At 69.5% G+C, this 25,106-nt stretch carries 20 protein-coding genes; 6 read left to right on the top strand and 14 right to left on the bottom strand.

What is annotated here, in order from left to right:
• Positions 1-397 precede the first annotated feature (397 nt).
• Positions 398-1,600 (top strand): sensor histidine kinase, encoded by a 1,203-nt coding sequence (locus ACFV15_RS03050; RefSeq protein ID WP_378348443.1) that lies wholly within the window; start codon positions 398-400, stop codon positions 1,598-1,600.
• Positions 1,601-1,649: 49 nt separating this feature from the next.
• Here ACFV15_RS03050 and ACFV15_RS03045 read toward each other — a convergent pair whose 3' ends face one another.
• The 10 genes from ACFV15_RS03045 to ACFV15_RS03000 all read right to left on the bottom strand — a co-directional run bounded on the left by ACFV15_RS03045 (position 1,650) and on the right by ACFV15_RS03000 (position 10,417).
• Complete coding sequence (locus tag ACFV15_RS03045; RefSeq protein WP_378348442.1) at positions 1,650-2,570, bottom strand: NAD-dependent epimerase/dehydratase family protein; 921 nt, start codon at positions 2,568-2,570, stop codon at positions 1,650-1,652.
• Positions 2,567-3,172: a dihydrofolate reductase family protein gene (locus ACFV15_RS03040; RefSeq protein WP_378348441.1), complete on the bottom strand. Its 606-nt coding sequence runs from the start codon at positions 3,170-3,172 to the stop codon at positions 2,567-2,569. Before ACFV15_RS03040 ends, ACFV15_RS03045 begins: the two co-directional genes overlap by 4 nt.
• A gap of 14 nt (positions 3,173-3,186) precedes the next feature.
• On the bottom strand, positions 3,187-4,311 hold the full coding sequence (locus tag ACFV15_RS03035; protein WP_378348440.1) for an FAD-binding oxidoreductase: 1,125 nt from the start codon (positions 4,309-4,311) through the stop codon (positions 3,187-3,189).
• 52 nt (positions 4,312-4,363) lie between these two features.
• Positions 4,364-5,197, bottom strand: coding sequence for a DUF6597 domain-containing transcriptional factor (locus ACFV15_RS03030; RefSeq protein ID WP_378348439.1), 834 nt, complete (start codon positions 5,195-5,197; stop codon positions 4,364-4,366).
• A 110-nt stretch (positions 5,198-5,307) separates the two neighbouring features.
• Positions 5,308-5,649 carry an RNA polymerase-binding protein RbpA gene (locus tag ACFV15_RS03025; RefSeq protein WP_091292537.1) on the bottom strand — a complete coding sequence of 114 codons (342 nt, stop codon included), beginning with the start codon at positions 5,647-5,649 and terminating at the stop codon, positions 5,308-5,310.
• Positions 5,650-5,706: 57 nt separating this feature from the next.
• Positions 5,707-5,937, bottom strand: coding sequence for a preprotein translocase subunit SecG (secG, locus tag ACFV15_RS03020; protein ID WP_378348438.1), 231 nt, complete (start codon positions 5,935-5,937; stop codon positions 5,707-5,709).
• A 55-nt stretch (positions 5,938-5,992) separates the two neighbouring features.
• Complete coding sequence (gene tpiA / locus ACFV15_RS03015) at positions 5,993-6,778, bottom strand: triose-phosphate isomerase (protein ID WP_378348437.1); 786 nt, start codon at positions 6,776-6,778, stop codon at positions 5,993-5,995.
• Positions 6,779-7,990, bottom strand: a complete 1,212-nt coding sequence (locus ACFV15_RS03010) for a phosphoglycerate kinase (RefSeq protein WP_378348436.1) — start codon at positions 7,988-7,990, stop codon at positions 6,779-6,781.
• Positions 7,991-7,993: 3 nt separating this feature from the next.
• Entirely contained in the window at positions 7,994-8,998 is a 1,005-nt protein-coding gene (gene gap, locus ACFV15_RS03005; RefSeq protein WP_378348435.1) for a type I glyceraldehyde-3-phosphate dehydrogenase, read from the bottom strand.
• 243 nt (positions 8,999-9,241) lie between these two features.
• Entirely contained in the window at positions 9,242-10,417 is a 1,176-nt protein-coding gene (locus tag ACFV15_RS03000; RefSeq protein WP_378348434.1) for a winged helix DNA-binding domain-containing protein, read from the bottom strand.
• A 190-nt stretch (positions 10,418-10,607) separates the two neighbouring features.
• On the opposite strand from ACFV15_RS03000, the gene ACFV15_RS02995 reads away from it, so the two are divergent.
• A complete protein-coding gene (locus ACFV15_RS02995; RefSeq protein WP_378348433.1) occupies positions 10,608-11,030 on the top strand; it encodes a S26 family signal peptidase in 423 nt (140 codons plus the stop codon).
• Here ACFV15_RS02995 and ACFV15_RS02990 read toward each other — a convergent pair.
• From ACFV15_RS02990 to ACFV15_RS02975, 4 genes are all read right to left on the bottom strand, one after another.
• Positions 11,014-11,655 carry a LysE family translocator gene (locus ACFV15_RS02990; RefSeq protein ID WP_378348432.1) on the bottom strand — a complete coding sequence of 214 codons (642 nt, stop codon included), beginning with the start codon at positions 11,653-11,655 and terminating at the stop codon, positions 11,014-11,016. The genes ACFV15_RS02995 and ACFV15_RS02990 overlap by 17 nt on opposite strands.
• A 335-nt stretch (positions 11,656-11,990) precedes the next feature.
• A complete protein-coding gene (locus ACFV15_RS02985) occupies positions 11,991-16,421 on the bottom strand; it encodes a hypothetical protein (RefSeq protein WP_378348431.1) in 4,431 nt (1,476 codons plus the stop codon).
• Between the two features lie 8 nt (positions 16,422-16,429).
• Positions 16,430-17,170, bottom strand: coding sequence for a hypothetical protein (locus tag ACFV15_RS02980; protein WP_378348453.1), 741 nt, complete (start codon positions 17,168-17,170; stop codon positions 16,430-16,432).
• A gap of 47 nt (positions 17,171-17,217) precedes the next feature.
• Positions 17,218-18,684 carry a hypothetical protein gene (locus ACFV15_RS02975; RefSeq protein WP_378348430.1) on the bottom strand — a complete coding sequence of 489 codons (1,467 nt, stop codon included), beginning with the start codon at positions 18,682-18,684 and terminating at the stop codon, positions 17,218-17,220.
• An 86-nt stretch (positions 18,685-18,770) separates the two neighbouring features.
• Here ACFV15_RS02975 and ACFV15_RS02970 point away from each other — a divergent pair, with 86 nt between their 5' ends.
• From ACFV15_RS02970 to ACFV15_RS02955, 4 genes are all read left to right on the top strand, one after another.
• Positions 18,771-19,208, top strand: a complete 438-nt coding sequence (locus ACFV15_RS02970) for a PPOX class F420-dependent oxidoreductase (RefSeq protein ID WP_378348429.1) — start codon at positions 18,771-18,773, stop codon at positions 19,206-19,208.
• A gap of 245 nt (positions 19,209-19,453) precedes the next feature.
• Entirely contained in the window at positions 19,454-22,036 is a 2,583-nt protein-coding gene (locus ACFV15_RS02965) for a PQQ-dependent sugar dehydrogenase (RefSeq protein WP_378348428.1), read from the top strand.
• 129 nt (positions 22,037-22,165) lie between these two features.
• A complete protein-coding gene (locus tag ACFV15_RS02960; protein WP_378348427.1) occupies positions 22,166-23,575 on the top strand; it encodes a hypothetical protein in 1,410 nt (469 codons plus the stop codon).
• A complete protein-coding gene (locus ACFV15_RS02955; protein WP_378348426.1) occupies positions 23,572-24,789 on the top strand; it encodes a glycosyltransferase family 2 protein in 1,218 nt (405 codons plus the stop codon). Before ACFV15_RS02960 ends, ACFV15_RS02955 begins: the two co-directional genes overlap by 4 nt.
• Positions 24,790-25,106 lie beyond the last annotated feature (317 nt).

The raw sequence follows: 25,106 nt of genomic DNA, 5'->3' as shown, positions 1-25,106 counted from the left end.
ACTACGCCCCCCCCCGCGACCCCTATCTGTCGCCCACCGCACCGGGCGGTCCGCCCCGCGCACCCAGGGAGCCGGGACGCGTGCCGACTCCTCGGGTACGCGTGCCGACTGTCTGGGTACGGGTGCCCGGGTCTCTGGAGGGGGTATGTGACGCGCGAGTAGGGTATGACTTGCGTCACCTTTAGTGACCGGACGGTCGGTCTTTTGGGCGCGAACGGCCGTCACCCACATGGAGTACCAGGTGCAGGTCAGGCCTCGATTTGCCAACTCTGGGTGAAACTAACCGCCCCCTCACACTTTCTCGTTAGCATCCGCACATTTGTTCGTGGATGCGCGTCCCATACGGGCTCCAAGCACCTCTCATCACCAAGTCCACAAGACGAGTGAGGTCCAAGCGATGAGCACTGAGGGACTCTCCATCCCCGGCATCTCGGTCGGTGGCCCCGGCGCGGGGGTCACCGACCGAGTGAAGAGCAAGCTCGCGAGCGACAGGCCGGCGCTGCTGCGGCGGCCCGCCGTGCTCGCGCTGACCGTCGACGTGGTTTCGATCATGTTCGCCGTGCTCGATGTGTGGCTCGTCATCCCGGTCAAGGCGCAGCCGTACTCGATCTACCTGTCCGGCGCCGCCTGCCTGGCGCTGGCGCTGCGGCGGTGGTTCCCGTTCGCCACGCTGCTGCTGACCGTCCCCGGGTTCCTGGCCGGCTGGTCACAGCTCGCCGCGATGATCGCACTGGGCATGCTGGCCACGCGCAAGCAGACACATTGGCAGACCTGGGTCGGCGCGGGCCTGGTGTGGATGTGCCGCTTCGTCCAGTGGCCGCTCGAAGACTTCGCGAAGCTCAGCTGGCGTGAGCACGTACTCGACGGCATCTACGGCGTGCTCGTGGCGGGCATGCCGGTCGCGATCGGGCTCCTCATCGGCGCGCGGACCGAGCTGTCGAAGAAACTGGCCGAACTCGCGGCCAGCCGCGACCGCGAACACCGGCTGCACGCCGACGCCGTCCGCGCCGAGGAGCGGGCCCGCCTCGCCCGCGAGATGCACGACGTCGTGTCCCACCAGATCACCCTCATCGCGATGCAGGCGGGTGCGCTGCAGTCGCAGTCCAGCGAGCCGAGCTCGCTGCAAACGGCGCAGGTCATCAGGGATCTGAGCAAGAGCACCCTCGAAGAGCTCCGCTCACTCGTCGGCGTCCTGCGCTCGGGCTCGGACGACGACGGTCCCCGCTACGGCATCGAGGAACTCGACCGCCTGATCCGCGCTTCGGACGTTTCCGTGCACCTCACGGTCGAGCAGGTCCCGGAAACCCTGCCGAGGCAGATCTCCGCGGCCGCTTACCGGACCGTGCAGGAATGCCTCACCAACGTCCACAAGCACGCACCCGGTGCGACGGCCACCATCCGCATCCAGGGCGGCCACGACGCGCTCAAAGTCGAGGTCCGCAACGCCCGCGCGGCGGGCATCGGCGGCGACTTCCCGTCGGGTGGCCACGGGCTGACCGGACTGGCCGAGCGAGCCCGCCTGCTGGGCGGCAGCTTCGAAACCTGCGACACCGAGGACGGCGGCTTCCGAGTCAGGGCCCGATACCCGCTCGCCCGCTGATCGGCGAAAACAGTGATGGCCCGGCTCTCGAGCCGGGCCATCACTGTTTTCAGCGGGGGTTGTCCGCGCGCCAGGCCGCGTAGTCGGCGACCGCCTTCGCGACGTCGAACTCCGGCGCGAAGCCCGTGTCGCGGGTGAGCCGGGTGATGTCGAGGTACGGATCCTCGCCAGGTCCGTGCTGACGGCCGGGCAGCAGGCCCACCCGCAGGCCCGGCTTGAGCGACTCCAGCGCGTCCCCGAACTCGCGGTTGGTGAACGGCCGACCGCTGGAGACGTTGTAGGCGACGTGCCGCAGCGTCTCAGCCGACATCAGCAGCGCGATCGCACGCCCGGCATCGGGGGCGTAGCAGGCGTCGCCACCGTCGCCGGCGTGCAGCGGCCGGGGATCGTCGCCGCGCAGCGCCGCGTTGATCAACGGCGGGATGTGGCAGAACGGCGACTCGGGATCGACGAGCGGGCCCCAGATCGTGCCGATCCGGAGCAGCACCGGCTGGACGCCACTCCCCTGCAGGCTGTGCGTGGTCAGCGGCTCGACGGCCTTCTTGAACGCGATGATCAGGTGCGGCAGGTCCGCCGTCGGCAGCGCGAGGTCCTCGTGCCACGGGATCTCGCTCCGGCCGGCATACACGCCGAGGCTGCTGGCGACGGCGAACCGGCGGACGCCCCAGGCTCGGGCGGCGTCGAGCGCGTTGAGCAGCCCGGTCAAGTCGGTCCGGAAGTAGTCGACCGGATCCTCGCCGGGGATGCTGCCCGCGAGGTGGACGATGTCGCTGATGTCGTGCCGATCGCCGAGCGCGAGGAAAGCGGCCCGGTCGGTGACGTCGAGGGATTCGACGGTGACCCGGCCATCCAGGAACGACGGCACCGAGGTTCGGCGGTGCGTGGTGACGACGACCTCGTGTCCCAGATCGACGAGCGCGCGGGCGGTGTAGGCGCCGATCATGCCGAGCCCGCCGGTCACCAGGATCATCGGATCACCTCGTAGCGCAGGTGGGTCACGCCGGGCGCCGGGACTGCCTCGATCAGCCGGAGGCGCACATGCGCCGCGACCTCCTGGAAGTAGCTGCGGCCACCGCCCAGCAGGATGGGCACCTGGTGCAGGATCACCTCGTCGACGAGACCGGCCTCGAGTGCCGAAGTGACCACTCCGCCACCCATCAGGCCGACGTCCTTGCCGCCTGCCAGCTCGCGAGCCTTGGCGATGGCATCCTCGATTCCAGTGGTGACCAGCGTCTGCGCCTCGCCGAGTTCAGGCACGGGTCCATGACTGACGAGGACCATCGGCGCGTTCGGGTGCGGGCTGCCGCCGCCGAAATGACTGGAGTGCTCATAGGTGGTGCGGCCGACCACGATCGCGCCCACCCGCGCGGCGGCGGTGTCGAAGAACGAGACGCTCTGCTCGCTCAGCTTGAAGCCGTCGAACATCCGGCTCGGCGTGTCACCGTCGAAGTACCAGTCGAAGAGCATCGGCGCGTCGCCGAGCCCGCGGCCGAACTCCTTCTCACCGTCAGGGGTGCGGCCACTGAGGTAGCCGTCGACAGAGACGGCGTGGGCGCTGAAGACCTTGCTCATGTCTTTCCTTCGCTTCAGATGGCTTGAGGGAAGTCGAAAAATCTGTGTGGGTCATAGGCCTGCTTGATCGCGACGAGCCGCGCGTGGTTGCCCGCGTGATAGGCGGAAGCCGAGTCGTCCAGAGCGAGGTCGGGGAAGTTCGGGTAGACGCGCCCGGACCCGTCGGCGTGCGCGGTCGCCCATGACCGGTCGACCCACGGGTCGCCGGGCTCGGCGACGTGTTCGAGCAGGAAACGCTCACCGCGGTGGGCGAACGCGGTCGCGCACTCGGCGACCCGGTTGTAGGCGCCGCCCATCGCGGTGAACGCGAGCCTGCCCTCGAGGTCGGTCAGCAGCGACGAAATCGTGCGCTCGGACAACGACTGGGAGAAGAACTCCGACCGGATCCGGACGGGCAGATCGCGCGGATCGGCGAAGCTGCTCTTCAGCCGGTGATACGGCAGCCCGGCACGCAATTCGACCCCTGCGTGACCAATGAACTCCCGCAGCAGGGAACGAGTCGTCGCCTCATCGAGTGTCGACGCGCCGAAGAGGACGGCCTGGGCAGGCTCGAGGGTGAGATTGACCGTGAGTCCATCCGGCGCGTCCGGCGCCCAAGCTTGCCAAGCCGAGACCAGTTCACCGAACGGAATCCCTGCCAAGCGCGCTTCGATACGAGTGGTCATCGGCTCCGGCACGGTGTCGAACCGCAGCTCCGTCACCACCCCGAACTGGCAGCCGCCCGCGCCACGCAGCGCCCAGAACAGATCCGGCTCGCGGTCACGGTCGCACTCCACGACCCGCCGGTCGGCGAGCACGACCTGGGCGCCGACCAGACGGTCGCAGGTCAGCCCGTGCTGACGGCCGAGCAGCCCGATCCCGCCGCCGAGCGTGAGCCCGGCGATGCCGACGGTGTCCCCGCACCCGGCCGGAATGGTCCGGCCGTACGTGTGCAGCGCGGCGTACACCTGGCCCAGCCGCGCGCCGGCGCCGATCGTCGCGATCTGGGGCCTGCCAGTCACGCTGATCCGGTCGAGGCCGGACATATCGAGCACGACGCCGCTCGACGACCGGCCCGCGAAGCAATGCCCGCCGCCTCGGGGCACGACGCCGCGCGTCATGGCGGCGACGACGTCGGAGACCGAACGGCAGTGGATCACCGATTCAGGCTAGGGAGATCGCGGTGGCCGTTCTTGAACGAAACGCGCAACCTCAGAGCAGCAACGGCGTCGCGCTCCGCCTCGCGAGAAACGGTTGATACGAAGCCGAATGCTCGTGACCACAGGCGCAGCGGTCCAGGTCTCCGCCGAGCAGCTGGCGCGGGGTGAGGCCGCTCAGGCGGAGGCACTCGCGGCTGAGGTGCGCTTGATCCGCGTAGCCCACGTCGACCGCCAGCCCGGCCATCCCGTCCGCGCCGCGCACCCCCGAGGCGGTCGCACCCGCCTGCGCGAGCGCGAGAAAACCCTGGAACCGCAACGTTCGCTGGAGAACCTTGGGGCTCACCCCGACCGTCTGCAGGCAGCGGCGGCGCAGTTGGCTCGGCGAGAGCGCCAGGTGACCGGCCAGCGCGTCGATGTTGACCGGATGCCACGGCATGAGCGTCTTCACCGCTTCGCCGACCAGCGGATCGACGCGGACCACGCTGCGGAATTCATGCAGGAGATACCCCTGCAAGACCATGAGCGCCCGCTCGGGCGTGCCCGCGAGCGCCATCGTCTCGACGAGCCGGTCCACCGGCCGTCCCCAGAGCTCGGCCAAGCGCAGGCGCTGGTCGACCAGGTCGTCGAGGGTCGTCGGCAGCCGCGGCGCGCCGCCGGGGTGGAACCGCACGCCCACGATCGTCGTGCGCGCCGGGATGACCTCGACCTCGGGGCGGGTCAGCGGGCCGACCAGCTGCGGATGGCCGCCGATCGGGAAGTGGATCTCGACGCCGCCTGTCGGCAGGTGCCGTTGGACGTACACCGCGTCGGCCGTGCGCTGGATCCAGACCGTCCGCACCACGCCTGCCAGCTCCGGCAGCGGCGGACGCTCGACGTAGGACTCCACGCCGTCATCCTGGCACCGCGGCGCCGGGCGCGACACGGCTTTCGAGGAAGTCCGGGTAGGCCAAAGGCCCCGAGTACCTGGGTACTCGGGGCCTCGGAGCTGTGCCTACTTCAGATCTCGCGTCGCTGGCGAAGGCGCTCGAGCGCCTCGGCGAGGATGGCCTCACCGTCGGCGTCGCTGCGCCGTTCCTTCACGTACGCCAAGTGGGTCTTGTAAGGCTCCGTCCGCGGCGCGGCGGGCGGGTTCTTCTCGTCCTGACCTCCGGGGAGTCCGCAGCGCGGGCAGTCCCACTCGTCGGGAATCTCCGCGTCGATGGCGAACGAGGGCTGAGCCTCGTGCCTGTTCGCGCACCAGTAGGAGATCCGGCGCCGGGGCGCGGACTCGCCACGCTCCGATTCGCCCGTCGGACCGGCACCAACCCTGGTGCCGCGAATCGCGTTACCGCCAACCATGAATCCTCACACCTACCGAATCGGCGGCGCGCCCCCCACAGGCACGCCGAAACAAGATCAGACCTTGAGCAGCAGACCCAGACCCACGATGCTGATCAGCCAGATCGAGCCGAGCAGCAGGGTGATCCGGTCGAGGTTCTTCTCGGCGACGCTCGAGCCGGAGAGGCTGGACTGCATGCCGCCACCGAACAGCGACGAGAGACCGCCACCACGGCCACGGTGCAGCAAAACGGCTCCCACCAGCAAGAGGCTGGAAATGATCAACAGAATTTGCAGGAACAGCTTCATCTCATCCTCGCTGTGTGACGGACCGAATACCCAGGTTACCCGGTAGTGGCCCCGATCAGGGCAGCGGCCCGCCAGCGGCGAGCGCGCAGAGTTTGGTGAACTCTTCGCCGTCGAGACTAGCGCCTCCGACGAGCGCGCCGTCGACGTTCTCACAAGCCACCAGGTCGCCGATGTTGTTCGACTTGGCCGAGCCGCCGTAGAGCACGCGGACGCCCGCCGCGACCTCGTCGCCGTACTTCTCGGCGAGCGTGGCGCGGATGGCCTTGCAGACCTCTTCGGCGTCGGCGGGGGTCGCCACCTTGCCGGTGCCGATCGCCCACACCGGCTCGTAGGCGACGACCACGTCGCGCACCTGCTCGGCCTTGAGGCCCTTGAGGCCCTCGATCAGCTGAGTGGTGGTGTGCGCGATGTGCTCGCCGGCCTCACGGACCTCGAGCTTCTCGCCGATGCAGAGGATCGGCTTGATGCCGTGCTTGAGCGCGGCCTTGACCTTCTTGTTGACCAGCTCGTCGCTCTCGAGGTGGTACTCGCGCCGCTCCGAGTGGCCGACGGTGACGTAGCTGCAGCCCAGCTTCGCCAGCATCGGGCCCGAGATGTCACCGGTGTACGCGCCCGAATCGTGGGGGGAGATGTCCTGCGCGCCGTAGGTGAGCAGCAGCTTGTCGCCGTCGGTGAGGGTCTGCACACTGCGGATGTCCGTGAACGGCGGCAGCACCGCCACGTCCACCTTCGCGTAGTACTTCTCCGGCAGCGCGAAAGCGATCTTCTGGACGAGCGCGATCGCTTCGAGGTGGTTCTGGTTCATCTTCCAGTTGCCTGCGATGAACACCTTGCGTGCCACTTAGTTCTCTCCCAAAACCGCGACCCCGGGCAATTCCTTGCCCTCGAGGTACTCCAATGACGCGCCGCCACCGGTCGAAATGTGTGAGAAGCCGTCCTCGGGAAGCCCGAGCTGACGCACCGCGGCCGCCGAGTCGCCACCGCCGACGACGGTGAACGCGTCGCTCGCGACCAGCGCCTCCGCGACGGCACGGGTGCCGCCCGCGAACGCCTCGAACTCGAACACGCCCATCGGGCCGTTCCAGAACACGGTCGCCGCGTCGGCCAGCTTGCCCGCGAACAGCTCGCGGGTCTTCGGGCCGATGTCGAGACCCTGGCGGTCCGCCGGGATGGCGGTCGCGTCCACGACCTCGTGCTCCGCGTCGGGCGCGAAGCCCGTGGCGGCGAGGACGTCAACGGGCAGCACGAGCTCGACGCCCCGCTTCTCGGCCTCGGCGAGGAATCCGCGCACCTGGTCGAGCTGGTCGGCCTGCAGCAGCGACTGGCCGACCTCGTGGCCCTGGGCCTTGAGGAAGGTGTACGCCATGCCGCCGCCGATGAGCAGGCGGTCGACCTTGGTCAGCAGGTTCGCGATGACACCCAGCTTGTCCGAGACCTTCGCGCCGCCGAGCACGACCACGTACGGGCGGGCCAGCTCGTCGGTCAGCTTCTTGAGCACGTCGAGCTCGGCCAGCACGAGACCACCCGCGTACGCCGGGAGCGCACGCGCGATCTCGTAGACCGAAGCCTGCTTGCGGTGCACGACGCCGAAGCCGTCGGACACGAACGCGCCACCGGGCACGAGCGCGGCGAGCTCGCCGGCCAGCGCGGCACGCTCATCGGCGTCCTTGCTGGTCTCGCGGGCGTCGAAGCGGACGTTCTCCAGCAGCGCGACCTGGCCGTCGGCCAGGCCCGCGACGGTCGACTTGGCCGACTCGCCGACCAGGTCACCCGCGAGCGGGACCTCGGCGCCGAGCAGCTCGGCGAGCCGCTTGGCGACCGGTGCCAGCGAGAACTTTGCGTCCGGCTCGCCCTTGGGGCGGCCGAGGTGCGCGGTGACGACCACCTTCGCGCCCGCCTCGGCGAGCTTGGCGATGGTCGGCAGCGCCGCGCGGACGCGGCCGTCGTCGGTGATGGTGTCCCCGTCGAGCGGGACGTTCAGGTCGGAACGCACGAGTACGTAGCGGCCCTGAACGCCCTCGCCCAGCAGGTCATCGAGGTTCTTGACGGCCATTGATCAGGAGAGCTTCTTGCCGACGAGGACGATGAGGTCCGCGAGGCGGTTGGAGTAGCCCCACTCGTTGTCGTACCAGCCGACGACCTTGACCTGGTCGCCGATCACCTTGGTCAGCGGCGCGTCGTAGATGCACGAGGCCGGGTCGGTGACGATGTCGCTCGACACGATCGGGTCGGTGTTGTAGCGCAGGATGCCCTTGAGCGCGCCTTCGGCGGCGGCCTGGTAGGCGGCGTTGATCTCCTCGACCGTGGCGGTCTTCTTCAGCTTGACCGTGAGGTCGGTGGCCGAGCCGGTCGGGACCGGGACGCGGAAGGCGAAGCCGTCCAGCTTGCCCTGCAGGTCGGGGAGCACGAGGCCGATGGCCTTCGCGGCGCCGGTCGACGACGGCACGATGTTGACCGCGGCGTTGCGGGCGCGGCGCAGGTCCTTGTGCGGCGCGTCCTGCAGGTTCTGGTCCTGGGTGTACGCGTGGATGGTGGTCATCAGGCCGTGCTCGATGCCGAAGGCGTCGTGCAGGACCTTGGCCAGCGGGCCGAGGCAGTTCGTGGTGCACGAGGCGTTCGAGATGATGTTCTGCGAGCCGTCGTACTTGTCGTCGTTGACGCCCAGCACCACGGTCAGGTCCTCGCCCGAGGCGGGCGCGGAGATGATGACCTTCTTGGCGCCACCGGCGAGGTGCGCCTTGGCGGCGTCGGCCTTGGTGAAGAAGCCGGTCGACTCGACGACCACGTCCACGCCCAGGTCGCCCCAGGGGAGGTTGGCCGGGTCGCGCTCGGCGAGCGCCTTGATGGTCTTGCCGTCGACGACGATGCCCTCGTCGGAAACGCTGACCTCACCCGGGAAACGGCCCAGGATGGAGTCGTACTTCAGCAGGTGGGCCATGGTGTTGACGTCACCGAGGTCGTTGAACGCGACCACCTCGATGTCGTGGCCTGCGGCCTTGACGGCCCGGAAGAAGTTGCGGCCGATCCGACCGAAGCCGTTCACACCTACGCGCACAGTCACTGCTGCCACTCCTCTTGAAGCTCGAAGATTTGCCTTCTCGGCCGCAACACTAGCGTGCTGGCCTGGGCGTACTTGACCGCCCCGAAGAGACTTGCACCACTACAGCTTGCGGTCAAGAATCGATTCAGGTGTGGCGGTGGCCGCCGGTCCGGGCACGGTTGGACACCCGACTGTTCGTGATCGAGCAAGAAGGCCTTGAACTGCGGCTTCACCTCCGATCGCGGACCTTTCCCGGCCAGTGGTTCACAGGGCGAGCTCCTTCTCCAGCGGCGTGCGGAATCTGGGGACGAAGCGGATGTCGCCGAGCCACCCGGAGAGCCGGTCCGCTTCGGCCTCGATCGCCCGCTCGGCGGCCTTGCCCGCGTCTACCAGCGGGCGGACGGCGATTTCGCCGTTCTGGCGCTGCGCCCAGCCGCCGACGATACGTCCGTCACACCAGATGGTCGGTCCGACATTGCCGAACCGGTCGAACAGCGCCGCCTTGTGCTCGCCGAGGTACCACTCGCGTTCGGCCCAGCCCATCGGCGTCGGGTCGAGCGCGGGCAGCAGCGCGATCCACGGCCCCGGATCCGGCACCGGCTCCAGGTCGTCGGCGAGCATGAGCCCCGGCACGCCGTCGAGGTCGACCTCGACGGGTCCGACGAGCGCGAGCGCCTTCTTGGTCTGGCCGGCCGTCCAGCCGGTCCACCAGCGGAGGTCGGCGACCGGCGCCGGGCCGAACGCGTACAGCCAGCGGCGGGCCAGCTCGGCGCGTGCGGCGTCGGCGTCCCACCGCGTGAGGCCGCCCGGCAGCCAGTCTTCGAGCGTGGACCAGTGATACTGCTGGGAGATCCACGACCCGCGCGGGCGGCCGCGGATGATCCGCCCGTCGACGGCCAGCTGGCTCAGCACGCGGCTGGTGACGTTGCCGATCGCCGCGTACGGCTTGCCCTTGGCCATGTGCAGCTGCTGCTTGAGCCGGGGCTCGTCTTCGGTGAGCTGCTGCGCCAGCGCGGATCCCCTGGCGGACAGGGCTTTCAGCGTCGCCTCTTCGACCTCGGCGAGCCACTCCCCCGCGTTCGGCACGTTCTCCGGATGCCCGACGGTCTCCAGATGCTGGACGAGCTTGCGCCGCTCGGTGCGCGCCACGTCCGCCGAGCAGGCCGCCTGGACCACCGCCGCGGTCTCACGGTCCAGCACGAACATCGTGCGGCGCATGCCGAGGAGGCGGACCAGCGTCCGGTCTTCGTAGAGCGCGCGCTCCAGCTCGGCCACCTCGGGACGCGCGACACGGGCGGCGGCCGAGAGGTGCACCGTCGCCGGGTCCGTCGCGTGCAGCGCGACGACACCCGCGGTGGCCTCCTCGACCGTCGCGGCCTTGGCTGCGAGCCGATGGCGGCGGGCCAGCCTCGCCCGCCGCTGCTCAATCCCGATTCTCACCTGATCTTCGTACCACCGGGCACCGACAAGAACCGGCCCGTCGCGCGGCCGTCCGCGTCACCGGGCCCGATTTTGCAGCCGAGCGGTGAAATCAGTCGTTGTGGAAACCTTTGTCCCGGTTCCGGCGTCATGGTTGCGAGCACACGAGGTTTCATCTGGGCAAGCTGTCTTCGATGGGGGAGATTCTGGGATGAGGACGTGGGTGGCCGTGCTGAGCGCGGCCGGCCTGGCCGGTGCGGTGCGCTGGGTCGCGGGCAGGCTGTCGGCGGTGACGGTGTCGGGCGACAGCATGGAGCCCGCGTTGTCCGACGGCGACCGGGTGCTGGTGTGGCGGTCGGGGCTGTCGAGGCTTTCGGTCGGCGACATCGTTGTCGCGTGCGTGCCCGCGCTGGCGGACCGGTCATGGCTGATCAAACGGGTCGCGGCACTGCCGGGCGATCCCGTGCCCGCCGCGGTCGCGAAGGCCGTCGAAGGCGACGAGACCGTGCCGCCGGATCGGCTGGTGCTGCTCAGCGACAACGCCGAGGGCAGCGTCGACTCGCGGCGCTTCGGGTACGCCTACGGTGACCTCGTGCTCGGGCTCGTGGTGCGCAGGCTCAGTCCCGGCCGCTGACCGCCAGCGAGGTGCCCAGGCCGATCATGACCACGCCGCCGGTGCCGCCGAGCAGTTCGAGACGTTTCGGCGAGCGGGCGAACCAGGCCCGCGCGGTGCCCGCGACCAGCGCCCACGCGGAGTCCGACAGCAGCGCGATCACCGGCAGCGCGATGCCGAGCACGAGGATCTGCAGCGGCACCGACCCGGCCGGATAGTCGACGAACTGCGGCAGGATCGCCGCCAGGAAGACGATCGACTTCGGGTTGGCGAAGCCGACGACGAACCCGTCCCGCATCAGCGGAAGCAGCCGCCCGGACGGCGCGCGCACCTCGGACGCGAAGACCTCGGTCAGCTTGCGTCGGTGCCGGATCGCCTGCACGCCGAGGTATACCAGGTACACCGCGCCCGCCAGCTTGATCGCGGTGAACACGGCGGCCGAGGACTGCACGATCGCGCCGAGCCCGAACGCCACCGCCACGACCTGCGCGTACACCCCGGTCGCGTTGCCGAGCACGGTCAGCAGCGCCTCACGCCTGCCGATCGTGAGCGCCCTGCTGATCGTGAACAGCACACTCGGCCCAGGCACTACGACCATGAGGAACGTCAACGCCGCGAACGCCAGGAAGTGACCACCGGAGACCATGCGCGCGATGCTAACCCCCCAGACAAGGGGGTCGTGAGCGTTCCGGGCAGTTCGACTTTGGGCGGCAGATGGCGACTGCGCACAAACGCCACTAATGCAACCCTGAGCGACACATACGCCCCGTTCGTTCCTTCCAACCAGCGCGACAGATGTCCACAAAGGACTCATGCTGGCGCTTTCCGCCTGCATTGTCGCTTTTGTGCGATTTTGGAGCGGGGCTGGACGGGATGAACGGGGCGTTTGCGTCGGTCAGCGTTGTGAACGGGGCGTTCATTCCTTCAACCGACCCGGGAGGGCGACTTTGCCGGGCCGCCCGGAACGCTCACGACCCCGGCTCACGAGTCCTTGCTGAACAGCCTGGTCGCGGAGATGCGGGAGGTGCCGTCCGGGTCTTCGAGGTCGTCGAGCGCGGTCTTGATGGTCGCGTCGACGGACAGGTACTTCCGGCCCGCGCGAAGGTCAGCGTCGTTGCGCAGGCGGACGATCAACGGGAACTCCGACAAAGCGCCCGCGTCGAAAAGCCCCGTCGTGTAAATCAGCTGCACGCCCAAAGCGCTCGCCACGACGCGCTGCAGTTCCAGCAGGTAGCCGGCCGAGGCGCGGCCGATCGGGTTGTCGAGGAACAGCACGCCCGAGTGCCGATTGCGCATGCGGCCGCGGTTGTTGGCGCGCAGCGCGGCCAGGGTGCAGTACAGGATGATCGCCGCGGTCAGCTGCTGGCCGCCGGAGAACACGTCGCGGATCTCCGAGACGCGCTGGCGTTCGGTGCGCAGCACCGAGTCCGGCTTGAGCATGTCGACGCGGAAACCCTTGGGCACCGCGGCCTGGACGCCGCGCAGCACCAGCGAGATGCCGTCGCGTTTGACGTCGCGGCCGTCGCTCGTCTTGCCCGCCGCGGCCTCGTCGACGACACCGCCGAGCGCCTCGGCGAGGACGTTCTCTTCCGGGTCGGCGAACCGGATGCGCAGGAACTCCTGGCCGGACCAGTCGCCGAGGCCTTCGGGCAGCCGCGAGAGCCGCTGCGCCGAGCGGAGCATGCGCAGCGCGCCGTCGACCATGCCCTGCAAGCGCGCGACGATGCCGGAACGGTGGCGGTCGATCTGGGCGAGGTCGTCGGTCAGGGTGCGCAGACGCGGGCGCAGCGCGACGGCCCACTCGGCCGCGTTGCCGGGCAGAGCGTCTCGTTTGACCGAAATGATCTGCTGCCGGACCGGGCTCGAGAGCTTTTCGAAACGCTTGTCGGTGGCGTACTGCGCGAGGTTGTCGGCCGCCGACCGGACCCGCCGCTCGGCGTCTTCGACCACCTTCATGGCGTCGGCGAGCGAGGAATTCAAGCGCGAGTACTTGGCCTGGGCCGTTTCGACGTCGCCGTCGAAGACCGACTCGGGCTCGTCGTCGGTGAGCAGGTGCGACAACGACTCCGCGAGCATCTTGAACCCCGCCGCCGACGAGGTGGCCGAGTCGAGGACGTGCTCGGCCTCGGAACGCCTGGCCTGCGCTTCTTCCCAGACGCGGGCGGCTCCGGCCGCTTCCTCGGCCGCCGCGTCGATGAGCTCGAGGCCGTGCTCGACGTCGCGCGGGCGGCCGTAGTGCTCCAGCGACGCCGGTTGCTTCGGGAGCTGGTCCAGCTCGGCGCGCCTGGTCGCGACCTGGCCGATGATCTCGCTCTGCTCGTTCTCCAACGCCGTCACGGCACGTCCGGCCCTGGCATAGGCGGCGGCACGCGTCGCGGCGTCGGAACCGTCGGCCGTCTCCAGCAGCTGCCGGGAGCGGTCGCGGATGGCCGGGTCGAGCGCCTCCAAGGCGGCACGGGCGGTGGACTCCGCGCTTTCCGCCTGGTCCAGCTCGGCACGCAGGTCACTGCCGACCTCGACCTTGGCGTACGCGTCGCTCGCCGACAGGAAGGTGCGGCGGAGCACGTCGATCGGCTCGTCGGGCACCGGGTCGTCCTCGGAAACCGAGCCACCGCCGGGCACCTCGGCGAGTTCGGCGCGGGCGCCGCTGGCCGTGCGGCGATGCCCGTCGGCCGTGCGCTGTTCCTCGGCGGCTTCGTCGCGCAGCTTCGCGGCACGCGCGGCGGCCATCTCGGCCTCGGCGGAGGCACGCGACGCGATCTCCGCGAACCGCTCCGCCTCATCCGTCCACTGTGGAATCCTCGACGCGCGCGCCGCAAGTTCCGTCAGCAGCCTGGCGCGCTCGTCGCCGGTGCGCAGTTCCCCGCGCAGCAATGGAACCGCCTCGCGCAGCCGGGCACGGCGCGCGGACAGGTCCTGCAACGTCCGCTCCGCGACCGTCACCTCGGTCTCGGCTTCGGCGAGCTCGGTCGCCGCCGCTTCGGCCTCCTCGGCGAGCGTGCCGATCGCGCCGGGCGGGTAGTCCTCGCGCCAGGTGGTGAGCTTCCATTCGAGCGCGGCGTCGTCGCCGACCGCGGCGCCGAGTGCCTCCAAAGCCTTCTGCCGCCGCGAATTCCGGGCCGCGATCGCCTCACGTTCGGCGTCGGCCGCGTCCTCGTCGTACATCGCGGGGTTGGGCGTGACCAGGAATTCGACGCCGGGAATGGCGGCTTCTTCCTTCATCGCCGCCGTGGTCGACACCGGCAGCACGACCCTGGGCAGCAGTTTCGCCTCGGCCAGCGCCGCCTTGGCGCGCGGCAGCTGCTTGGCGTCGTTGACCAGCACGCCACCGACCAGGTGCGGCAGCTTCTCCAGCACGCGCGCGCGAGCCGGAGCGTCCATTGTGGACAAATAGCGCCAGCCGGACCAGGCCGTGATTCCGGCCTTCTCCAGCACCTCCAGCGCGGCCTGGACTTCGGGAGGCGCGGGCAGCAGCCCGCCGTCGCCCAGCGCACCGAGTGCGCGCTCGTCGATCGACTCCTCGATGCGCAACGCCGTCTGCTCGCGTTCGGCCTCGGCGCGAGCTTCCTTGAGCCGCTTCAACAGGGCGGGCGTGTCCGTCTCCAGCTGGACGTTGTCACCGCCGAGCAGCTCGAGCAGGCGCGGGTGCGCGGCGAGACTGTCGGTGCGGCGATGCGCGGCGGTCAGCTCCTGCGCGGTGCGCTCGGCTCGCGAGTGCGCCGCAGAAGCCTTCTGCTGCACACGATGCAGCTCGGTCTGCGCCTCGCTGTACTCCTCTTCCGAGTGCGCGAGGTCGGCCTCGCGCGCCGACAGCTCGCCGATCGCGTTCTCCGAACGCGTCTTGGCCTGCTGTGCGGCCGTCGCCAGCTCGGCGGCGTCGGTCAGCAGCCCGTCCTTGACCGCTTGGCGGATCTCCGCGCGCACCTCGTCGATCCGCGCGGTCAGCTGCGCGTGCTCCGCGCGGTGCTTGGCCGCCGTGCTGGTCGCCTCGTCGCGCTGCTCCTGCGCTTCCGCCGCCGAAGCGATGGACCGCTCGGCGCGGTCCTGCGCGGTCTGCGCCTGGTCACCCGCTTCGGCCGCCAGCGCGAGCAGCCCGCGCGCCAACGCGACCGCCGCCGCGTTCTTGGCTTCCAGCGCGGGTTTCGCGGTCTGCTCCCGCTCCCCCACGAGCGCGCGGATGTCGGCGGCCTTGCGGACCGCGTTGGCGTGCGCGAGCACCGTGCCCGTCTCACGCCAGGCCTCGGCGGCCGCGCGCGCGTCGGCGAGCTCGGCGTCGACCCGCTTGCGTTCCTCGGTCGCCGCGGCGAGCCGCAGGTCCGCGACAACACGGCGCAGCTCCGTGACCACCGCGGCGAGCCTGCGGTGGTCCCCTTCGGCGAGCTTCTCTGCGTCGCGAGTCTCGTTGACGTGCGCCTCAAGACCGTCCAGCCGCTCGGACTCCAGCCGGTGCCGCGCGGTGACGGCGCCCGCGAGCGTCTGCGCCTCGGCCCGCGACTTGTCGGCCAGCTTGCGCGAGGCGGCGGCGATGCCCTCCTCGTCGGACAGCGGCGTCAGGAGATCGAGCGCGCCCGCGACGAAGTCACGCTCGGCCAGCAGTTCCCCGCGCTGGCTGAGGTTGTGCGCGTAGGTCTGCACGACCTCGGCGAGGTCACGCGGGTCGTCCTCGGCGATCACGGCCTTGAGCAGGAACTCGACGAACGCCTCGTCGCTGGTGAACGCGAACGCGTCCGCCGCCTCACCCTCGCCCGCGTTCATCGCGCGCTGGTACCGGAACAGCTCCGTGTCGAGGCCGAGCGCGTCGAGCCGCTCGGTCCATTCGTGGTGACGCCGTGTCCACGCCAGTTCGAGTTCCGGCTCCGCCATGTGCGCGGCGACCAGCTTCTCCTGGAACGCGGACATGGTCAGCAGGCGGCCGTCCACGGTCAGCGGCAGGTTGTCGAGGCCGAGCGAGGTGCTGGGGTGGAAGCAGAACCACGAGTCGATGAGGTTCGCCGGGTCCGAGGACGTGACATGCCCGCGCCACTCAGACACCTTGCCGGTGATGATCCGCGCGCCGGTCTCGGTGTGCTGCCATTCGAGCACGACGTGCGAGACGTCCTTGGCGCTGACGAACTTCTCCAGCACGCGGGTGTTCGTGGTGCCGACGACCTGGCGGCGGCCGGGCAGCATCACCGAGAAGATCAGCTTGATCAGTACCGACTTGCCGCCGCCGTTCTCCAGGAACAGCACGCTCGCCGGTGACGGGCGCCGCGGCAGGCCCTGCTCTGCGGAGTGGATGCCCGCGCTGAACAGCGCGTCCTGCGTCGGCGCCTTGACGATCTCGCCGACCTCGCTGAAGTCCAGCAGCACGTCCTGGTACCGGGCACCGGCCGGGCCGATGGAATGCAGGCGGACCCTCGAAAGTTCGTACATGCCCGCCTCTAGAGTGTGTCCGAAATGGACGGTCGGAGGGTGCCGGCGCCGTCGCCGACCGAGACCACGTTCAGCGCCAGCAGCTCCTCGAACGCGCTGTCCGCGGCGAGTTCGCGCACCTGCACCTGGTAACGCGGGGTGGTCCGGTAGGTGCCGCCCTGTTCGGTGTTGACCTGCACCAGGAACCCTTGCTCGGCAAGAAAACGCAACGCCCGCGAGACCATGCCGCGGGTGGTGTCCGACGCGAGCCGTCCGTCCTTGGTGGCCGCGGCCGCCGGTCGCCGCGCGTACGCGCGCCACGCCTGCTCCAGCTCGGGGGCGTCCGAAAGCGGGTCGTTGTTCAGCTCGGCCTTGGCCGCGCGCTCGTCGAGGATCCGGCAGGCCTCGCGGACCACGCCGTCGACCTGCTCGACGCTCACCCTGCCGATGTAGGTGTCGTTCGCCAGGTCGTCGGGACGCGGGTAGCCGAGCGAGGCGGTGGCCAGGTGCACGATGCCGTGCAGCACCTTCTCGGTCTCACGCCGCTCGCGGATCTTGCTCTGCCGCGCGTACGAGTCCATCTTGATCTCGAAGACCGACTCGTCGGTGGCCGCGAGCACCGCGCCGGCCTGGGTACTGACGTCGAGCACCATCAGCCCGAGCCCGGCCGCGACCGAGTTCGCCAGCTGCTTGAACGCGCTGTCCTCCGCGTAGCGCCGCACCAGGTCGGCGTACACGACGTCACGCCCCGGCAGCTGCTTCGGGCGCATGCCGAAGGAGATCAGCCTCGCGGCCGATTCGGCGTCTCCCAGCACACTCACGCGCTTTCCTCCCTCTCGGTCGCCCTTCGGATCACAGCCGACGCCAGCAGCAGGTCCGCGCCGCCGAACTCCGGATCGTCCAGCACCAGCCCATCGTCGACGGCGATCAAGGCCCGATCGTCGCCCTGGCGGACCGCGGCCGCCACTTCGGGGCTGTAGGCGTACAGCGCCCGCAGCGCGACGAGCCGCGCGAGCTGCGGGTCGATCTCCCTGGCCGCCGCGATCAGGCCGGACAGGCGCCGGGGCACCTCGGGCAGGTCCAGCAGCTCGTCGGCCTGGCGCCACTGCTCGTCGCTGTAGTAGTCCAGTGTCTCCGACGGGACGAGCTCGGGCTCAGGCACCTCCCCGACCGTCTTGTCGCGGTCGGGCGCCGGCCGCAGCAGCAGCGAGACCAGCGAAGACAGCGACGGCACGACCGGCACGTCGAGCCCGGACGCGCCGTGGAAGAACTTCTCGACCGGGGCGACGGCGTCGGCGATCGGCAGTTCCAGCGTCGGCACCAGCAGCTGGCCGAACAGGTCGATGGTCGCGCGCTGCGGCGGCCCCGAGAACTGCTGGCGGTCCTGCTCGGCGCGGAACGTCGCGCCGGCGGCCTGCAGCCGGGACTGCAGCTGGGTGTGCCTGGAAATGCAGTCGCCGACGATGTCGACCAGCTCGGCGGCCCGGCGCTTGCGGTCGGGGTCCTCGGCGTCGTCACGGGCGGTGGTGATGTTCTTCAGGATCGCGTTCTCGGCGCGGAACCTGGCCTCGATGTGGGTGAGCGCCGAGTCGAGCAGCTCGGGCATCTCCTTGTCCCAGTCGACGGCACGCACGTCGCGGCGGGTGGCGTCGAGCTTCGCGCGCAGCGTCTCGCCGTACTGGACCGTGCGGTAGCGGGCCTGCTCGGCGGCGAGCTTGGCGTCGGCGAGACGGCCGCGCTGGATCAGGTTCTCCAGCTTGACCTCGGCGGCGATCTGCGCGGACTCGACGTCGGTGTCCAGCGCGCCGACCAGCACGTTGATCGCCTCGTCGCTGGCGCGCAGGTAGACCTCGCCGTCGGGCGCGGCCAGCTCGACCAGCAGCTTGAAGTCGAACGCGCGGCGCTGATACCGGCCCTGCGCGTCGACGCTGCCGTAGACCCGCCGGAAGCCGCGGTCGGCGGTGCCGACGTTGATCAGGTTGTCCAGCACCCACTTCGCGACCCTGGTGTGCTCGGCGGCGGAGCGGCCGGGCGCCTGCGACGCGATGAACGGCTGCAGCCTGCGCACCACCTCGTGGTGGTCGGCGCCGGTGTCGAAGTCCATCGCGATGGTGACCTGGTCGATCGTGTGCAGCGCGATCTCGGCCATCTGGTAGACCGTCGCGTCCGCCCAGTCCAGCAGCGCCTTGCGCGAGTCGAGGTCGTGCAGTGGCGCTGTGCAGGCGAGCGCCTTCAGGCGACGGGCCAGGCCCTCGTCACCCACGATCAGCTCGGTGTCTCGCACAGCGGGCCAGGTTAGTCGCCGGTACCGGCACTCCGCTCGGGTGACCCACGCGCGGACGGGCGAAACACCCGGTAGCGTCCGTGATCATGCGCGAGATGAGCCGGGACGAGTGGTGGAAGTTCGCCAGCGAGGGCACGCGGACGGGGAAGCTGGCGATCGTGCGCGCGGACGGGCGCCCGCACGTGACGCCGATCTGGTTCCTGCTGGACGAGACGGCCGACGGCGACGAGATCGTGTTCACCACCGGCAAGGAATCGCTCAAGGGAAAGGTATTGCGGCGCGATCCGCGGCTTTCGCTGTGCGTCGATGATCAGAAACCGCCGTTTTCCTACATCCAATTCAGCGCCATCGCGACGCTGCACGAGGACCTCGCGGAAATGTACCGGTGGGCGAGAGATATCGGTGGCCGGTACATGGGGGCCGCGCGCGCCGATGAATACGGGAAACGAAACGCCGTTCCGGAGGAATACCTCGTGCGGGCGAAGATCACGAAGGTGATCGCCAGCGCGGGGATCGCCGACTGACAACCGGGCCGTCAAGCGGCCACCGGGGTAACCGGCTGGTCCGGTCGGTGACGTTCTGCCCGAATCCAGCCGAAAGTCGCTCACGGGAAGTAAGCGCTTTCCGTTGGTATTGACACATCACTCGCGAAGGTGTGTGATCTGTCCCATAGAAAGGAAACTTTCTTAACTAAACGTGCGGGTTGATAACCCGCATCCGCCGGTGCTCCACCTCCGTCGTACCCCGGATATCTACTTAGGAGGCCTCCGTGGCACCCCGTCCACACTGGCGCGCGTTACTCACGTGCGCGGCCGCAGCGGCGACGGCAGTCGCACTGGCGCCCGCACTTCCGGCTTCGGCCGCCCCCGTCGACTACCAGTCGGAATCCGCGACGATCGGCCAGGGCGTCGTCGAGTCGAACCACGCAGGCTATACCGGCAGCGGGTTCGTCAACTTCGACAACGTCACGGGCAGCTACGTCGAATACTCGGTCAACGCCGCGCAGGCAGGCTCCTACACGGTGACCTTCCGCTACGCCAACGGCACCACGGCCGACCGCCCGCTGGCGGTCACCGTCGACGGTGGCAACGCGGGCACCGTGTCCTTCCCCGGCACCGGCGCGTGGACCACCTGGGTCACCAAGGACCTCAAGGTCAACCTGACCGCGGGCGTCAACAAGATCCGCACCACCGCGACCACCGCCAACGGCGGCCCGAACGCGGACAAGATCTCGCTCGACTTCTCCGGCCCGGTGGACGGCGAACCGCCGTCCGCGCCGAAGAACCTGACCATGAGCAACCTCAAGCCGACGGCGGCGACCTTCACCTGGGAAGCGGCCACCGACAACGTCAAGGTCACCCGGTACGAGATCAACCGCGGCGGCAACACGCTCAAGGTGGTCGACGGCGACACGCTGTCCGCGACCGTCGACGGGCTGACCGCGAACACCGACTACGACGTCTCGGTCGGCGCGTTCGACGCGGCGGGCAACGCCTCGCAGCAGAGCAACGTCGTGCAGTTCAAGACGCCGCCGAGCAACGACACCGAGCCGCCGACCGTGCCGGGCAACCTGCGCTCGACGGGCGTCACGGCGAACAGCGTCTCGCTGGCGTGGAACGCCTCCACCGACAACAGCGGCACCGTCGCGGGCTACGACGTCTACCAGGGCGCCACCAAGGTCGCGAGCACGAACACCCTCGACGCGACGGTGACCAACCTGACCGCGAACACCAGCTACACCTTCACCGTCAAGTCACGCGACCCCGACGGCAACACCTCGGCGGCCAGCAACGCGGTGACCGTGAAGACCTCCGGTGGCAGCACCGGCGCGGGCGGTGTGCCCGAGTACGACAAGGACATCGCCAAGGTCGACCTGGCCTGGGCCGTGGACTTCCTGCCGGACGGTTCGGCGCTGGCGACCGAGCGCGACCGCTTCGAGATCCTGAAGATCAGCGCGTCCGGTCAGAAGACCACGCTGGGCAAGGTCCCCGGCGCGGTCACGACCACCGGTGAAGGCGGTCTGCTGGGCCTGGCGATCTCGCCGAACTGGTCCTCCGACCACGCGATCTACCTCTACCACACCGCTTCCGGTGACAACCGGATCGTGAAGATGACCTACGACGGCACCACCCTGTCGTCCACCTCGACCCCGGTGCTCACCGGGATCGCGAAGAACCGCTACCACAACGGCGGGCGCCTCAAGTTCGGCCCGGACGGCAAGCTCTACGCCACCGTCGGTGACGCCAAGAACGGCGGCAACGCGCAGAACAAGAGTTCGCTCAACGGCAAGATCCTGCGGCTGAACGCCGACGGCTCCGCGCCTTCGGACAACCCGTTCTTCGCCACCGGCGGCAACGCCCGCTACGTCTGGAGCTACGGCCACCGCAACCCGCAGGGCATCGCGTGGGACTCCCGCGGCCAGCTGTGGGCGGCCGAGTTCGGGGAGAGCAGCCAGGACGAGCTGAACCTGATCCAGAAGGGCGGCAACTACGGCTGGGACGGCTGTGAAGGCACCATCGGCGACTGCGGCGGCTCCATCGCGCCGAAGAAGACCTGGTCGACCGGCTCCGGTGGCCCCTCGGGCATCGCGATCGTCAACGACTGGATCTACATCGCCGCGGTCACCGGCTCGCAGCTCTACGTCACGCAGATCAACTCGGCCGGAAACGGCGTCGGCACCGTCAAGTCCGTCTTCGGCGGGCGCTGGGGCCGTCTCCGCGACGTCGTGAAGACGCCGGCCGGCGGCCTGTGGCTGACCTCGACCAACGGTGACAAGAACGGCGGCACCCCGACCGGCATCGACAACGTCGTGGTGCAGCTCAAGTTCCCCGGTGGCACCGACCCGAACCCCGACCCTGGCGCCTTCACGCTGACCAGCACGGCGTTCAAGGACAACGCGACCATCCCGGCCAAGTACACCTGTGCCGGTGACGGCACGGCCGGGCAGGACGTCTCGCCGCCGCTCGCCTTCGGGCCCGGCACGACCGCCGCGAAGGGCTACGCGATCGTCTTCGCCGACGTCGCCAACGGCGGCAACAAGCTCCACTGGGCGATCTGGGACGTCCCGGCATCGGCCACGGGGCTGCCGGAAGGACTGGGGGCCGGCTTCAACGTCCCGAACCAGGGCGGCGCCAAGCAGAAGGCCATGGGCAGCGGTGCGAACTCGCAGAAGTTCTTCGGCCCCTGCCCCGGCGGTTCGACCCACCCGTACACCTTCACGCTGTACGCGCTGAAGGTGGCCACCGTGCCCGGCATCACCTCGAGCTCGACCATGGCGCAGATCGAGACGGCCATCAAGGCCAACTCGTCGGCCAACGTCAAGCTGCGCGGCAACTCGAACGCCGGCACCTGATCGACGGCCGGGGTGACGCGAGGGCGAACCCGTCATCCCGGCCGTGACCACCTTGCTCAATGACGAGCACGTCAGCCCCCTGGACTCGCCTCCAGGGGGCTGACGTGCTTCTTGTATTGTTCGCGCATCATGAAGGGGATCTTGCGGGGGCATTGGCCGTTCCTCATCGTGCTCGTTTCCGGCCTGGTACTGCGCGTGCTGACGATGGCCGCGTACTACCCCGCGTTCTGGTTCCAGGGCGACAGCGGCGCCTATTTGAAGGCCAGTGGTCACCTCGCTCCGGGAAACGGGCCGAATACCCTCGGCTATCCCCTTTTCCTGGCGATTTTCCGGCCGTTCGGCTCGCTCGCGCTCGTCTCGGCCGTGCAGCATCTGCTCGGGCTCGGGCTCGCCGTGCTGATTTACGTGTTCCTGCGCCGCCGTGGCCTGCCCGGCTGGATGGCGGTACTGGGCGCGACCCCGACGCTGCTCGACGGGCACCAGATCACCCTGGAGCACTACCTGCTCGGTGAGGCGCTGTTCACCGCACTGCTCACCGCGTCGATCATCGTGCTGCTGTGGAACGACCGGCCGACCTGGCTGATGTGCGCCGGAGCGGGCGCGCTGCTGACCGCCGCCGTGCTGACCAGGACGGTCGGGCTCGGGATCTGCGCGCTGGTGCTGGTGTACCTGGTGATCCGGCGCGCCGGGCTGAAGCAGGTGCTGGCGTTCGGGCTGACCGTGCTGGTGCTGATGCTCGGCTATCTCAGCTGGTCGAAGGCGGCGAACGGGCACTTCGCGCTGAGCACCGCGCAGGGCCGCTACCTCTACGCCCGCACCGCGATCGTCGCCGACTGCTCGAAGCTGGAGCTCACCGACGAGCAGCGTCCACTGTGTCCTCGCGAGCCGCTCGACCAGCGGCCGGAGCGGCCGGACTGGTATCTGTGGGTGTCGCCGGTGCTGAAGGACTACGGCCCCGAACGCGACGACATCCCGGGCGGGTTCGCGAAGGCCGTCATCACCCAGCAGCCGCTGGACTACGCGGGTTCGGTGCTGTCCGACCTCGGCAAGTACCTGCTGCCGGGGCAGCAGAACTACGGCCCGTCCATGAACTGCCTGTCGTCGTGGTGGCTCATGCCGTCCGATCTGCGCGACACGGTGGCGAAGGAGGACCGCTGCAAGCCGTTGCTCGCTGACGGTTCCGGCTTCGCCAGCGAACCGTCGGCGTCCCAAGTGGAGCCTTCGGCGTTGCGCGAATTCCTCGCTTGGTACTCAAGGCATGTCCAGACTCCGCACACGGCACTCGGCATCGCCGTGCTGCTGGGGCTGGCCGCGCTGGTGTTCCGCGTGCGCCGTGGCCGCTGGCGTGACGGGCTCGACGCGGGCCTGCTGGTCGGCACCGGGCTGGCACTGATGGTCGTCGCGGTGGCGACGTCGATGTACGAACCGCGCTACGGCGTCCCCTCGATCACCCTGATGGCCGTCGGCGCGATGCTCGCGGTCCACCGGCTGCGCGGCGCCTCGGCGCCCGCGCAGTCACCTGAGTTGGAGAAGGTGTGAACCACAACCTCGAAGTGACCGTGCTGCTGCCCTGCCTCAACGAGGCGGAGACGCTGGCCGTCTGCGTGACCAAGGCCGTCAAGTGCCTCGAAGAGCTCGGCGTCGAAGGCGAGGTGCTGGTCTCGGACAACGGCAGCACCGACGGCTCCCAGGAGATCGCGGTGCAGTGCGGCGCCCGCGTCGTCAACGCGCCGATCCGCGGCTACGGCGGCGCGCTCATCGCGGGCATCGAGAACGCGCGCGGCAAGTACGTCATCATGGGCGACGCCGACGACTCGTACGACCTGGGCAACCTCGGGCCGTTCATCGAGAAGCTGCGCGCCGGCCACGACGTGGTCATGGGCAACCGGTTCCGCGGCGGCATCGCGCCGGGCGCCATGCCCGCGCTGCACAAGTACCTGGGCAACCCGGTGCTGAGCTGGCTGGGCCGCAAGCTGTTCGGGCTGCGCGAGGTCGGCGACTTCCACTGTGGACTCCGCGGCTTCAACCGCGACCGCGTCCGCGCGCTCGACCTCTGCATGCCGGGCATGGAGTTCGCCTCGGAGCTCGTGGTCCGCGCGGCGTTGGCCGGCTACGACCTCGTCGAGGTGCCGACGACGCTGAAGCCGGACGGCCGCTCCCGGCCGCCGCACCTGCGCACCTGGCGTGACGGCTGGCGCCACCTGCGTTTCCTGCTGGTGTTCGCGCCCGGCAAGACGCTGGTGGGACCCGGGGTCCTGTTGTTCCTGCTGTCGCTGGTCGCGACGGTCGCGTTGACCGCGGGGCCGGTGACCATCGGCAGCGTGCGCTTCGACCTGGCCGCGCTGGTGTACGCGAGCTTGGCGTTGCTGGCGAGCGTGCAGCTGTTGCTGTTCGGCGGCTGCGCGAAGCTGTACGGGCGGGCCAACGGGCTGACGAAGGACACCGGGTCACGGCTGCTTTCCCTGATGCGGCTCGAGGTTCTGCTCGGCATCGGCGCGGTGCTGCTGCTCGGCGGGCTGGTCGGCACCGGGTTCGCGGTGTCGATCTGGAGCTCGGCCGACTTCGCCGACCTGCGGCCCGAGGAGATCATCCGGGTCGTGATGCCGTCGGCGACGGCGATGGCGGTCGGCATCGTGTGCGTGTTCTCGGGTCTGCTGGCGAGCCTGCTCACCCTGCGCACCGCCCCGCGCAAGGCCCCGGCCTTGACCGAGGAAGAGATCCTCGCCGAAGCCGCTTTGGAGCTCGGAGCGTAAGGGGTCGTGCGCGTTACATAGGCGCAGCGCCTCCGTTGAGAGTGGTGGCGGGCGACGGGCGGACGGTTCTATTGAGCGGAAAGGCAAAAGCGGCAGGTTCGGCAGGCTCCGGCAAGTTGGCCGCCAGAGTCGGCTGAACACACGAACGGGGCGTATGCAACGGTGAGCGTTACATACGCCCCGTTCGTTCCGTCCAAAGCGGCCCGAAAACCGCGCAAAAGCGGCAATATAGGGCAAAGGGTGGCTCTTTGCGAGCGCGTGAGCGTTGTGAAAGGGGCGTTCACAACGCTCACGGTTGCGAACGCGGCGTTCGCAAC

The organism is Amycolatopsis sp. NPDC059657, from assembly GCF_042734395.1.
Lineage (GTDB): Bacteria > Actinomycetota > Actinomycetes > Mycobacteriales > Pseudonocardiaceae > Amycolatopsis.
Note: the sequence above shows the minus strand (reverse complement) of the source record. Positions and strands in the feature narration are given on the sequence as shown.